The sequence below is a fragment of the Pseudomonas sp. TWR2-1-1 genome, from assembly GCF_049897045.1.
Taxonomy (GTDB): Bacteria; Pseudomonadota; Gammaproteobacteria; order Pseudomonadales; family Pseudomonadaceae; genus Aquipseudomonas; species Aquipseudomonas versuta.
The window spans coordinates 34,285-47,818 of sequence record NZ_JAFCVM010000010.1; the positions used below are offsets into that span (position 1 = coordinate 34,285).

Below are 13,534 nucleotides of genomic sequence, written 5' to 3' on the forward strand. Positions count from 1 at the left end.
AGCCAGCCCCGCTCAAAATAAGGCGTTCGTCTCGGAACCAGAAACGCGTGCCATACTCCAAGGCACCTTGGCCACCAATAGACGAAGCCTCACATGACCAAAGGATTGATCCGCGCCATTGGCGCCGTGCTGATAGCGATCGCACTCTACAGCGTGCTGGGCTTTTTGATATTGCCCGGCATCGGCCTGCGTATCATCAACCAGCAACTGGCCAATTACGCCACAGCACCGGCCAGACTCGACCGACTGGAGTTCAATCCGTTTAGCCTGGAACTGACCTTGTGGGGGTTTAAAGTCGGCGAACCGGGCAAGGAGCAAGTCGGGTTCGACCGCCTCTACGTCAACCTGCAAACAGACAGCTTGTGGACCAAAGCTCTGCACCTGGCAGACGTGCAGCTGGATAAACCCAAGACCGAGTTGCTGTTCAATAAAGATGGCACCCTCAATCTGACCAAGCTGTTCAAGTTGCCTGCCAGCGAGGCAAAACCTGCCGACCCCGAAAGCAAACCCTTCCCGCTGCGCATCGACAGCATCAAGCTGGCGGACGGCTATCTGCACTTCGTCGATATGCGCCCCAGCGAACCCATCGAATTTCTCTACGACTCAATGAACTTTGAGTTGAAAAACCTCAGCACCCTGCCCGATGACAACGCCGACATGACGCTGGTGGCTGCCGGCCCCGAGGGCGGCAGAATCGACTGGAGCGGCAAGCTGAGCCTGGTGCCGATCAGCTCCGAGGGCAAACTGAAAGTCACCGATGCGAAAATGAAAGCCTGGTGGCCCTATGTGCGTGATTCAGTGCCGCTGGTTCTCGAAGACGGCATTCTGAATTTCAGCACTGACTACACGCTGAACCTGGCCAAAGGCACAGAAATGGTCTTGAGCAATGCCTCGGCCAGCATTGCTCCGTTCAGGATCAATGCACCGGACGGCCGCCCGCTGGCGCGTCTGGAGCGTATTGATGTGAGCGACACCACAGTGGATCTGGCGAAACAGAAAGTGGTGGTCGGCAAGATTCAGAGCAAGAACCTCGAAACCTGGGCCGCTCGCGAGAAAGATGGCCAGCTTGACTGGCAAAAACTGTTTGCCAGCCAGCCCGCAAAGACCGCTCCAAAATCCAACGACCCCGTGACGGTTGAAGCGCCCAAGCCAGGCCCGGTTGCGCCGAGCAAGCCATGGCAGGTACTGCTCAAGGATGTCGAGCTGCGCGACTATCGTGTGCATCTGGCCGACAAGGAGCCAGCAACGCCGGTGGCACTGGATATCGGCCCCCTGAATCTGGACCTGAAAAATTTCGACAGCCTTAACCAGTCACCGTTTACGCTCAAACTCGATACCGGCGTTGGTAAACAAGGCGTGCTCACGGCCGTCGGCGATGTCAACTTGAACCCGGTCAGTGCAAAGCTCAAGGTCACGACCAAAGACATCGATCTGCGCGTGGCGCAGGCCTACATCGACCCCTTCATTCGTCTTGAACTGCGCAGCGGGATGCTCGGCAGCGATCTGGCGGTCAATCTCAAAAGCACCGAACCACTGGCCTTCACTGTCGAGGGGCGCGCGCAGGTCGATCAACTGCATACCCTGGACACCCTGAAAAATCGCGACTTCCTCAAATGGCAGCGGCTGGTGCTCGAAGACCTCAAGTATCAGCATGGCGACAGCCTCTCGATCAGCAAGGTCAACCTGACACAGCCCTATGTACGCTTCATGATCAACGATGACCGCACCACCAACGTGGACGACCTGTTGATCCCGCAACCGGCCGGCACTGCTACCAAAGACGCTGCCAAACCTGCGGCGACAAAGGAAAAACCACTGGGCATTTATGTCGGTGGTATCGCGATCAATGATGGTTCGGCCAACTTCGCCGACTTCAGTCTGACCCCCAACTTCGCCACGGCCATTCAACAACTCAACGGACAGATCGGCACCATCAATAGCCGTTCAGCCAAACCTGCCAACGTCAATATCTCGGGCAAGGTGGACCGCTATGCACCGGTTACGATCAAAGGGGAGGTCAACCCTTTTGATCCGATGGCCAGCCTGGATATTGCTGCCAGCTTCAAGCGCGTCGAACTGACCACGCTGACGCCCTACTCCGGCAAGTTTGCCGGTTACCGGATCCGCAAGGGCCGCCTGAATCTTGATCTGCATTACCTGATCACCAAGGGCCAGCTCAAGGCTGAAAACAAGGTTGTGATCGAGCAATTGCAACTGGGGGAGAAAGTCGACAGCCCGGATGCGGTGAACTTGCCACTGAAGCTGGCGATTGCCCTGCTCAAGGATTCCGACGGCAAAATCTCCATCGAGCTACCGGTAACGGGGGATCTGAACAATCCGCAATTCAGCGTAATGCCGATCGTCTGGCAAACCTTGCGCAACCTTGTGGTGCGGGCAGCTCAAGCCCCTTTCAAGTTCATTGGCGGGCTGATCAATGGCGGTGGCGCCGAAGACCTGGGCACGGTGTCATTCGCGCCAGGATCAAGCGAGCTGAGCCCTGAGGCGCAGAAAGCGCTGGACACCCTTGCCCAGGCGCTGAAACAACGCCCGGCCTTGCGTCTGGAGATTGAAGGCACGGCTGCGCAAAGCAGTGACGGGCCGCACATCGCCAGGGATCGTCTTGAACGCGAATACCAATACACCTATTACAAGATTCTCCAGCGCCGCGGTGAAAAGGTGCCGGCCCAGGCTTCGCTACTCAAAGTCCCGGATGATGAAAAAGGTCCATTACTGGAGGGGATTTACCGGGCACGCCTGAAACAGCAACCGCCTGCGGAGTGGGCTGACCTGAGTCGCGATGAACGTGCAGCCAAAATGAGTGCCGCGCTGATCGACTTCTGGAGCAAAAGTGAAGTTCTGCTCCGTCAGCTTGGGCAAGACCGCGCCAGCGCGATCAAGGACTACCTGGTGGATAAAGGCCAGCTGGCGGATGACCGCGTGTACTTTATTGATGCCACGCTGGGTCAGGCAGAGAGCGATGGCCGGATAATTACGCCGCTGCATCTGGATAGCGAGTAAAGCCCTCTTCTGGCTTGCACGCGCTACCCCATGGGCAGGACGCGAGCAAGCTCGCTCCTACAGGAGTGCGCTCTGTGGTGCCTTGGTGCAAGGCTTGACACCGCATTGGCAAGCTCACTCCTGGAGGGTTCCCGCCCTATTCCTGCGCCCAAATAGAACAGCCCCCGACGCAAGCGCCGAGGGCTGTAATGGCCACATCCGTGTGGCCGTCGCATGAACCTGTATTCAAAGCCAGCAGGCGATCTTTCAATCACCTGCTCCGGCCTTCCCCCGGTTCAACGAATTGGGATGTCTTACTCAGCTTTCAGGCCATCGGCCGAAACTGCCTTAACACCTTTAACTTTCTTGGCAATCGCGACTGCCGTAGCTTTCTGTGCGTCGGTTACCGCTACAGTCGAGGATAGTGAAACCACACCCTTGTTGGTTTCTACTTTGATGTCAGTACCTGGGATGCCTTTTTCAGTCAGCAAATCAGATTTAACTTTGGTAGTGATCCAAGTGTCAGAAGTAGCTTCTTTGGCTTTAGTCATTTCGCCAGCAGCGACAACCATAGGGGTCTGTGCAGTCGATTGAGCAGCAAATGCCGCGTTGGCCATGGTCAGGGTCAGAGCGGTAGCAGTTGCAGCAGCGATAGCAAACTTCTTCATACGAGTAACTCCTGTCTTCTTTAAAATCTGCGCCATCTTATGGCTGCAGGGTTACCTGTACTATTGCAGGGCTTATGCCAACTTTTTTAAATTTAAAAATCCTTATAAATCAATAACTTATAAACAATGCAAATTACATGAATCGTGCAGTTTGCATGACTGCCCGTCAAACTGCATGCAAGTTGCGGCTTTTTGCACATAGCCATTGGCCTTGAACCGGTCACTTTCTGGCAAGCATAAAAAAAGGATCCCGAAGGATCCTTTTTTCAACGCGGGTTTCGGCGGCTATTAAGCTTCCGAAGCCTTGGCTGCTGCTACGTCCTTGATGGAGAGCTTGATACGGCCGCGGTTGTCCACGTCCAGTACCAGTACTTCCACTTCCTGACCTTCTTTAAGAATGTCAGTCACTTTCTCAACACGAGCGTCGCTCAGCATGGAGATGTGAACCAGGCCGTCTTTGCCTGGCAGGATGTTTACGAATGCGCCGAAGTCGACGATACGCTCAACCTTACCGGTGTAGATCTTGCCGATCTCGGCTTCTGCAGTGATGCCCAGAACGCGCTGGCGCGCCGCTTCTGCAGCTTCCTTGGTTTCGCCGAAGATCTTGATCGAACCGTCGTCTTCGATATCGATCGAAGCTTTGGTTTCTTCACAGATTGCACGGATGGTCGCGCCGCCTTTACCGATAACATCACGGATTTTGTCGGTGTCGATTTTCATCGCAATCATGGTCGGAGCGTTGGCCGACAATTCATTACGCGATACGGCAATGATCTGGTTCATCTGACCCAAGATGTTCAGGCGAGCGTCCAGGGCCTGGCCCAGTGCGATCTCCATGATTTCTTCGGTGATGCCTTTGATCTTGATGTCCATCTGCAGCGCGGTAACACCTTTAGCGGTACCGGCTACTTTGAAGTCCATGTCGCCCAGGTGATCTTCGTCACCCAGGATGTCGGTCAGAACTGCGAACTTCTCGCCTTCTTTAACCAGACCCATGGCGATACCGGCAACCGGTGCTTTCATCGGCACACCAGCGTCCATCAGTGCCAGGGAAGCGCCGCAGACCGAAGCCATGGAGCTGGAACCGTTGGACTCGGTGATTTCCGATACAACACGGATGGTGTACGGGAACACGTCAGCAGCAGGCAGCATGGCCTGAACCGAACGACGGGCCAGACGGCCGTGACCGATTTCGCGACGACCGGCACCACCCATACGACCACACTCACCTACCGAGAACGGAGGGAAGTTGTAGTGCAGCATGAACGGGTCTTTCTTCTCGCCTTCCAGGGTGTCCAGCAGTTGTGCGTCACGGGCAGTACCCAGAGTTGCAACGACCAGAGCCTGAGTTTCGCCACGGGTGAACAGAGCCGAACCGTGGGTTTTTGGCAGAACGCCGACTTCGATGTTCAGAGGGCGGACGGTTTTGGTGTCGCGGCCATCGATACGCGGCTTGCCGTTAACGATGTTTTCGCGAACGGTGCGGTATTCGATTTCGCCGAATGCAGCTTTGACTTCAGCAGAAGTCGGCTGGCCTTCTTCACCGGACAGCTTGGCAACAACCTGGTCTTTCAGCTCGCCCAGACGTGCATAACGCTCGTGCTTGACGGTCAGTGTGTAAGCCTGGGAGATCGCTTCGCCGAACTCGGCGCGGATAGCAGCCAACAGTTCGGTAGCTTCTGGAGCAGCAGCCCAGTCCCAGGTTGGTTTTGCAGCTTCGGCAGCCAGCTCTTTAACAGCCTGGATAACGACCTGGAATTCGTCGTGGGCAAACAATACCGCGCCCAGCATCTGGTCTTCGGTCAGCTCTTTGGCTTCCGATTCAACCATCAACACAGCTTCCGAAGTACCGGCAACAACCATGTCCAGGCTGGAAGCGGCCAGTTGTTCGTAAGTCGGGTTCAGCAGGTAGCCGGTGCTTTCGTGGTAAGCAACGCGGGCAGCGCCGATCGGACCATCAAAAGGAATGCCGGAAATGGCCAGCGCAGCCGAAGTACCGATCATCGCAGCGACGTCCGGATCGGTTTTCTTGCTGGTGGACAGAACGGTGCAGACAACCTGCACTTCGTTCATGAAGCCTTCTGGGAACAGCGGACGGATCGGACGGTCGATCAGACGCGAAGTCAGGGTTTCTTTTTCGGAAGGGCGACCTTCACGCTTGAAGAAACCGCCCGGGATTTTACCCGCGGCGTAGGTTTTTTCTTGGTAGTGAACAGACAGAGGGAAGAAGCCCTTGCCTGGATCAGCTTGCTTGGAACCGACAACAGTCACCAACACGCTGACGTCGTCGTCAACGGTGACCAATACTGCGCCGGAGGCCTGACGGGCGATACGGCCAGTCTCGAGGGTGACGGTCGACTGACCGAACTGGAATTTTTTGATAACCGGGTTCACGGTGTCCTACCTTCTCTTTGTGGCTCTTGGGGAACGGGTTTCTTGCGAAATGCTTGCGCAATGTCGGATGTTGACCCGACTCAAGATGCTTACGAAAACCGGCGCAATGCACTGCTTTCGTAAGGATCCGGCTAGTCCAGATAAAACTTGAGGCTGGAAGCCTGTCGTACGCCTGCGGTGAACCCGCACACGTACGACAGACAACCAGCCTCTAGCAACATCGCTATTAGCGACGCAGACCCAGGCGAGCGATCAGCGTTTTGTAACGCTCAACGTTCTTGCCTTTGAGGTAGTCCAGCAGCTTGCGACGCTGGTTTACCATGCGGATCAGACCACGACGGGAGTGGTGATCTTTTTTGTTTTCTTTGAAGTGACCTTGCAGCGTGTTGATGTTAAAGGTCAGCAGTGCAACCTGCACTTCTGGAGAACCTGTATCACCTGGAGCTTGCTGGTAGTCAGCTACGATTTCTGCTTTGTGTTCGATTGTCAGTGCCATGAGGCATTTCCTTTCATTAGGGGTCTGCTTGCGGACAAGACAGATCCAATAGGCCGAGGACAAATCCTCGTATTAAAAAATGAGATGTGACCGTGCCTAATAACAGCCACCCTCGTTCCAGTTCGGCCCGGGACAGTTACATCCCGAACCGGCCTGCTCCGGTCATTCTGACCGAATCAGTCGACGCGGCGCGATGCGCCCGTCTTCGCTCACTTCACCGATACCGATAAAGCGACCGTTGTGATCTTGTACCCGCACCATGCCGAACTTTGGGGCATCCGGAGCGCGCACTGGTTGGCCGTTTAGCCAATAGAATGCGCTGTGCTCCGAGAAGTGCAGCAACGGCCAGTCCAGCAAACCGCTGTCCGATGGCATCAGGAAGCGATCAACTGCTTCGTTTCCGCCTTCGGCGTGTACTGCTTCCAACTCTTCCAGCGTAACCGTTTGGGCCAGGCTGAAAGGTCCGGCGTGCGTACGACGAAGCTCTGCAACGTATGCCCCGCAACCCAGTTGCTCACCAATATCTTCCACGAGGGTACGGATATAAGTGCCTTTGGTGCAGTCGACGGACAAGCGCGCAGTGTCGCCTTCGCTGGCCAGTAATTCGAGGCGGGTAATAGTAACAGAACGCGGTTCACGCTCCACCACTTCGCCTGCACGAGCCAGCTTGTAAAGCGGCTGGCCGTCACGTTTGAGTGCAGAGTACATCGGCGGTATCTGACTGATTTGTCCACGAAATTTGGGCAAAACAGCTTCAATATCGGCGCGACCAACGGTCACCGGGCGCGTCAGCAAAACATCGCCTTCTGCATCCGCTGTAGTCGTGGTCTTGCCCAATTGCATCAGGGTTTCATAACCCTTGTCGGAATCGAGCAGGTATTGCGAAAACTTGGTGGCTTCGCCAAAGCACAACGGCAATACGCCACTGGCCAATGGATCGAGGCTACCGGTGTGCCCTGCCTTCTCGGCATTGAGCAGCCAACGGACTTTCTGCAAGGCCGCATTGGAGGTGAATCCAAGCGGTTTGTCGAGCAGGATGATGCCGCTGACGTTACGACGGATACGCTTGACCTGAGCCACCGGTTACTCCTTGGTGTCTTCAGGAGCAGTGGCTTCAGGGTGCTGATTGTCCTCAGCCACTGCACGCTCAATCAAGGCGGACAGGTGAGCGCCACGCACGACACTTTCATCGTAGTGGAAGTGCAGCTGGGGAACGCTGCGCAGCTTCATTTCACGCGCCAGTTGCATGCGCAGGAAACCCGCTGCCGAGTTCAGCACCTTAACGGTCTGAGCGATGTCTTGAGCATTGTCCTGGCCCATTACGGTGATGAAGATCTTGGCGTGACCGACGTCACGGCTGACTTCAACAGCAGTAATTGTAACCAGACCCACGCGTGGATCTTTGACTTCACGACGGATCAGCTGTGCCAGCTCACGCTGCATCTGATCGCCAATACGTTGGGTACGGCTATATTCTTTTGCCATGTCTTGTTACCTGTTACTCACCCATGGGAAACCCATGCGGTCTGAAAGCGGCAAACGCCCGGCCAGACAGAAGCCGGACCGGGCGTTGCGTTTAGAGTCCAGGCCGGGCGCAACGCATTTGCATGCGCTGGCCCGTCCTCGCTCTTGAGGCTCGCGATTTAGAGGCTGCGAGCAACCTGGACCTTCTCGAACACTTCGATCTTGTCACCGACTTTAACGTCGTTGTAGCTCTTGACGCCGATACCGCATTCCATGCCGGCACGCACTTCGGCAGCGTCATCCTTGAAGCGGCGCAGGGATTCCAGCTCGCCTTCGAAGATAACGATGTCGTCACGCAGTACGCGGATTGGACGGTTACGGTGAACAACACCTTCCAGCACCATACAGCCTGCGATAGCACCGAACTTAGGCGAACGGAACACGTCGCGGACTTCAGCGATACCCAGGATGTTCTCCCGGACGTCACTGCCAAGCATGCCGGTAAGGGCTTTCTTGACGTCTTCGATGATGTCGTAGATGACGTTGTAGTAACGCATGTCCAGGCCTTCTTGCTCGACGATCTTGCGAGCGCCGGCATCAGCACGCACGTTAAAGCCGAACAGTACAGCGTTGGATGCCAGTGCCAGGTTAGCGTCGCTCTCGGTGATACCACCGACACCGCCGCCCACTACGCGCACTTGCACTTCGTCGTTACCCAGGCCGCTCAGAGCGCCCTGCAGAGCTTCCAACGAACCACGGACGTCAGATTTGAGGACGATGTTAAGCGTCTTCTTCTCTTCCTGGCCCATGTTCTCGAAGATGTTTTCCAGCTTGCCTGCGTGAGCACGAGCCAGTTTCACTTCGCGGAACTTGCCTTGACGGAACAGGGCAACTTCACGCGCCTTCTTCTCGTCAGTCATTACGCTCATCTCGTCGCCAGCATCTGGCGTTCCGTCCAGGCCGAGAATCTCGACAGGGATGGATGGACCGGCTTCCTTGATGGACTTGCCGTTCTCGTCGAGCATGGCGCGGATGCGGCCGTAGTTGGAACCGACCAGAACCATGTCGCCTTGGCGCAGGGTACCGTCTTGAACCAGAACAGTAGCAACCGGACCGCGGCCTTTGTCCAGACGGGACTCAACGACTACGCCACGGCCAGGAGCCGATGGAGTTGCCTTGAGTTCCAGGACTTCAGCTTGCAGCAATACGGCTTCGAGCAATTCGTCAACGCCGGTACCCATTTTCGCCGAAACCGAAACAAACGGAGTGTCACCACCCCACTCTTCCGACGTTACGCCGTGAACGGACAACTCGCTGCGGATGCGATCAAGATCAGCGCCCGGCTTGTCGATTTTGTTCACTGCAACAACCAGCGGCACGCCAGCAGCTTTCGCATGCTGAACAGCTTCGATGGTCTGCGGCATTACGCCGTCGTCTGCAGCAACAACCAGAATCACGATGTCAGTCGCCTTGGCACCACGAGCACGCATTGCGGTAAACGCAGCGTGACCCGGGGTATCGAGGAACGTGACCATGCCGCGCTCGGTTTCAACGTGGTATGCACCGATGTGCTGAGTAATACCACCGGCTTCGCCAGCAGCTACCTTGGCACGACGGATGTAGTCGAGCAGGGACGTTTTACCGTGGTCAACGTGGCCCATTACGGTCACAACCGGTGCACGGGAGAACGACTCGCCTTCGAACTTCAGGGACTCGGCCAGGGAATCTTCCAGGGCGTTGTCGCTTACCAGAGTCACTTTGTGGCCCAGTTCTTCAGCAACCAGTTGAGCAGTTTCCTGATCAAGTACCTGGTTGATGGTCGCCGGAGTTCCCAGCTTGAACATGAACTTGATGACTTCAGCAGCCTTGACCGACATCTGTGCAGCCAAATCGCCGACAGTGATGGTCTCGCCAATCTGCACGTCACGAACTACAGGGCCGGTTGGGCTCTGGAAACCGTGAGCGTTACGCTTCTTGAGCTTGCCCTTGCCACGACCACCGCGACGGAAGCTATCGCTTTCTTCATCGGAAGAGCGCGGAGCAACACGTGGAGTCGGTGCTTTTTCTTTAACCGATGCGCGATGCGGTGCGTTCTTGCGATCGCCGTCACCACTGCCGCGACGATTGTTATCGTCAGCGCGTGGTTTGTCCGGGCGACGCTGCTCATCACGTTTGCGTGCATCAGCGGCCGGCGCTGGTGCTGCAGCCACTGCTGCCTGCACAGGTGCAGGTGCCGCGACAGCCGGAGCTGCTGCTGGAGCAGATGTAGATGCAGGCTGACGGCGCGCGTCTTCTTCGGCGCGACGCTTGGATTCTTCATCAGCCTTCTGACGTGCGGCATTTTCTACTGCACGACGCTCATCCATCTCACGCTTGCGCTCGGCTTCGATTTCTTCCGGGCTGCGTTGTACGAAGACTTTCTTCTTGCGTACTTCAACACTAATACTTTTGCTGCCAGCAACACGCAGGGTACTGGTGGTTTTGCGCTGCAAAGTGATCTTGCGCGGTTCTTCCACTTTAGCCTTGTGGCTGCTTTTCAGGTGAGTCAGCAGAGCCTGCTTCTCACTGTCGGTCACATTCTGCTCGGCGGCGTTGTGCGGCAGACCTGCCTCACGCATCTGCTGCAACAGGCGCTCAACCGGTGTTTTGACCTCATCGGCCAGTTGTTTCACCGTGACTTGCGTCATGCATTTCTCTCCTCAGGCCGCGCCTAATTACTCGAACCAATGGGCTCGGGCGGCCATGATCAACTTGCCGGCACGATCAGAGTCAATGCCGTCGATGTCGAGCAGGTCGTCAATAGACTGCTCGGCCAGGTCTTCGCGGGTAATTACGCCGCGCACCGCCAGTTCCATCGCCAAATCCTTGTCCATACCCTCAAGCGAGAGCAGGTCTTCGGCCGGATGGGCGTCTGCCAGCTTTTCCTCAGTAGCGATGGCTTTAGTCAACAAACGATCCTTGGCTCGAGCGCGAAGCTCGTTGACGGTATCTTCGTCAAAGCCATCGATGTTGAGCATTTCCTCCACCGGTACGTAGGCAATCTCTTCCAGGCTAGTAAAGCCTTCATCTACCAGTACCTGCGCCAGATCTTCATCAACTTCCAGCTCTTCGATGAAATTGCGCAGGATATCGCCGGTTTCTGCTTGCTGCTTAGCCTGGATGTCCGATTCGGTCATCACGTTCAAGGTCCAGCCGGTCAACTGGCTGGCCAAACGTACGTTCTGACCACCGCGACCAATCGCCTGGGCCAGATTGTCTGCGCCAACGGCGATGTCCATTGCATGGGCATCTTCGTCGACGATAATCGCCGCTACTTCTGCGGGCGACATTGCGTTGATCACGAACTGCGCCGGGTTGTCATCCCAAAGGACGATATCCACTCGCTCTCCGCCCAATTCGCCGGACACTGCCTGGACGCGCGAACCGCGCATACCGATACAGGCACCTTGCGGATCAATGCGTTTATCTTTGGAGCGAACGGCTATTTTAGCGCGAGATCCAGGATCACGGGAGGCCGCCATCACTTCGATCAGGCCTTCGGAGATTTCTGGAACTTCAATACGGAACAGCTCGATCAACATCTCCGGCGCGGTACGCGACAGGATCAGTTGAGGACCGCGGTTCTCGGTACGAATTTCTTTCAGCAGTGCGCGAAGGCGTACGCCAACACGGAAAGTTTCACGCGAGATGATGTCTTCACGAGCCAGCAACGCTTCTGCGTTGTTACCCAGGTCGACGATCACATTGTCACGTGTCACCTTTTTAACAGTGCCAGAAATGATTTCGCCCAGACGCTCACGATAGGCATCGACTACTTGAGCACGCTCGGCTTCGCGGACTTTCTGCACAATTACCTGTTTGGCAGTTTGTGCAGCAATCCGACCGAATTCGATAGAATCGATTTTTTCTTCGATAATATCGCCAGCTACAGCGCCTGGCTGTTTCGCCTGGGCCTGGTCTACAGCCAACTCGATTGCTGGATCATCCAGATCTTCGTCTTCGACCACAGTCCAGCGACGGAAAGTCTCATAGTTACCGGTGTGGCGGTTGATTTCCACACGCAGATCGACTTCGTCTTCAAAACGCTTTTTAGTAGCGGTGGCCAGAGCCAGCTCCAGCGCTTCAAAAATAACGTTTGCCGGTACGCCCTTTTCATTGGACACCGACTCAACAACCAGCAGTACTTCTTTGCTCATCGTACGCCTCGCCTTTCGCAAGCCATTGGATCCGCGGGATCCGCGTCTCAGTCAAAACTGGGAATAATGTTGGCCTTGTCGATCATATCGATCGGCAACAGGAATTCATGGTCTTCAACTTGCACCACGATGTCCTGCTCCTCTACGCCGCGCAGAAGGCCCTGAAAGTTACGTCGCCCTTCAAAAGGCGAGCGCAGCTTGATCTTCACTTGCTCACCGGCATATTTAGCGAACTGTTCAAGAGTGAACAGCGGGCGTTCCATGCCAGGAGAAGAAACTTCAAGGGTGTATTCAACAGCGATAGGATCTTCGACATCCAGAACGCCACTGATCTGACGACTGACAATTGCGCAGTCATCAACCAATACGCCGCCTTCCTTGTCGATATACACACGCAACATTGAATGGCGGCCTTGAGCCGAAAATTCAATACCCCAGCATTCATAGCCAAGGGCCACGATCACCGGGGCCAGCAAGGCCTGCAACTCTTCTAGCTTGCTCGACACTTGAACCCCCTAGTGCATGTTTGTGCATGCTGTGCAAAATGAAAAAATGGGCGAAGCGCCCATCTCTGAAACGTCGTTGAATACCGACGCTATAAAGTGTCCAGTTAACAAAAAGCCCCTAATAAGGGGCTCCGCTAAAACTGGTTGCGGGAGCCGGATTTGAACCGACGACCTTCGGGTTATGAGCCCGACGAGCTACCAGACTGCTCCATCCCGCGACAAAGCTGGAGCGGAAGTATACGGTTGATCCTTTTCAGGGTCAATCCAACCTTCCACATACAAGAAAGCCCGCTACTGCGGGCATTCTTGATAATTGGTACCGAGAAGGGGACTCGAACCCCTACACCCTATGGGCACAACCACCTCAAGGTTGCGTGTCTACCAATTCCACCACCTCGGCAATACTACAGTTACATCATGAAACCCGTTTTACTTTTGCTCTTGAGCTGGAGGTACGTCAGTCGCAGGAATTGCCGACTTTTGCTCTTGAAGCACCGGAACATCATCTGAAGCCGGCTTTTGCACTGGAACTTCCAGAACCGCTGGATTTGGCAAACCTACTTGAGTCAGCTGTTCAGCTTTCTCTTTAGCAAAGTAACCTAACCCCAAGCTGGTTATGAAAAAACCTGCGGCAAGTATAGCAGTAAACTTACTAAGAAAGGTAGAGGAACCTTGGCTTCCGAACACAGTATTTGATGCACCTGCGCCAAAAGAAGCTCCAGCATCCGCTCCCTTACCCTGTTGCAGCAAAACCAGGGCAATTACACCCAATGCTGTCAGCAGATGAAAAACAGTTACGACGTTATCCAGCAT

10 protein-coding genes and 2 tRNA genes are annotated in these 13,534 nt (G+C 55.4%); 1 reads left to right on the plus strand and 11 read right to left on the minus strand.

Translation table 11 applies throughout. The features are described 5' to 3' along the window. The first annotated feature begins 93 nt into the window (after nucleotides 1–93). Entirely contained in the window at nucleotides 94–3,018 is a 2,925-nt protein-coding gene (locus tag ACP7BO_RS21300) for a DUF748 domain-containing protein (protein ID WP_426212605.1), read from the plus strand. A gap of 293 nt (nucleotides 3,019–3,311) precedes the next feature. On the opposite strand, the gene ACP7BO_RS21305 is transcribed toward ACP7BO_RS21300, so the two are convergent. From ACP7BO_RS21305 to secG, 11 genes are all read right to left on the minus strand, one after another. Then, nucleotides 3,312–3,665: a BON domain-containing protein gene (locus ACP7BO_RS21305; protein ID WP_397454846.1), complete on the minus strand. Its 354-nt coding sequence runs from the start codon at nucleotides 3,663–3,665 to the stop codon at nucleotides 3,312–3,314. Nucleotides 3,666–3,953: 288 nt separating this feature from the next. Continuing rightward, nucleotides 3,954–6,059: a polyribonucleotide nucleotidyltransferase gene (gene pnp, locus ACP7BO_RS21310; protein ID WP_073510075.1), complete on the minus strand. Its 2,106-nt coding sequence runs from the start codon at nucleotides 6,057–6,059 to the stop codon at nucleotides 3,954–3,956. Between the two features lie 226 nt (nucleotides 6,060–6,285). Then, the gene (rpsO, locus tag ACP7BO_RS21315) at nucleotides 6,286–6,555 is read right to left on the minus strand and encodes a 30S ribosomal protein S15 (protein WP_003439639.1); all 270 of its coding nucleotides are present in this window, start codon (nucleotides 6,553–6,555) and stop codon (nucleotides 6,286–6,288) included. A gap of 162 nt (nucleotides 6,556–6,717) precedes the next feature. Further along, nucleotides 6,718–7,635, minus strand: coding sequence for a tRNA pseudouridine(55) synthase TruB (gene truB / locus ACP7BO_RS21320; RefSeq protein ID WP_003439625.1), 918 nt, complete (start codon nucleotides 7,633–7,635; stop codon nucleotides 6,718–6,720). Nucleotides 7,636–7,638: 3 nt separating this feature from the next. Beyond that, on the minus strand, nucleotides 7,639–8,040 hold the full coding sequence (gene rbfA, locus ACP7BO_RS21325; RefSeq protein ID WP_060695308.1) for a 30S ribosome-binding factor RbfA: 402 nt from the start codon (nucleotides 8,038–8,040) through the stop codon (nucleotides 7,639–7,641). Nucleotides 8,041–8,198: 158 nt separating this feature from the next. Further along, nucleotides 8,199–10,706 (minus strand): translation initiation factor IF-2, encoded by a 2,508-nt coding sequence (infB, locus tag ACP7BO_RS21330; protein WP_060695310.1) that lies wholly within the window; start codon nucleotides 10,704–10,706, stop codon nucleotides 8,199–8,201. Nucleotides 10,707–10,733: 27 nt separating this feature from the next. Further along, nucleotides 10,734–12,215 carry a transcription termination factor NusA gene (gene nusA / locus ACP7BO_RS21335; protein WP_003439619.1) on the minus strand — a complete coding sequence of 494 codons (1,482 nt, stop codon included), beginning with the start codon at nucleotides 12,213–12,215 and terminating at the stop codon, nucleotides 10,734–10,736. A 47-nt stretch (nucleotides 12,216–12,262) separates the two neighbouring features. Then, nucleotides 12,263–12,721 (minus strand): ribosome maturation factor RimP, encoded by a 459-nt coding sequence (gene rimP / locus ACP7BO_RS21340; RefSeq protein ID WP_397454847.1) that lies wholly within the window; start codon nucleotides 12,719–12,721, stop codon nucleotides 12,263–12,265. A gap of 141 nt (nucleotides 12,722–12,862) precedes the next feature. Continuing rightward, nucleotides 12,863–12,939: transfer RNA gene (locus tag ACP7BO_RS21345), tRNA-Met, on the minus strand. A 96-nt stretch (nucleotides 12,940–13,035) separates the two neighbouring features. Next, a tRNA-Leu gene (locus ACP7BO_RS21350) sits at nucleotides 13,036–13,121 on the minus strand. Between the two features lie 29 nt (nucleotides 13,122–13,150). Then, nucleotides 13,151–13,534: a preprotein translocase subunit SecG gene (gene secG, locus ACP7BO_RS21355; RefSeq protein WP_426212611.1), complete on the minus strand. Its 384-nt coding sequence runs from the start codon at nucleotides 13,532–13,534 to the stop codon at nucleotides 13,151–13,153.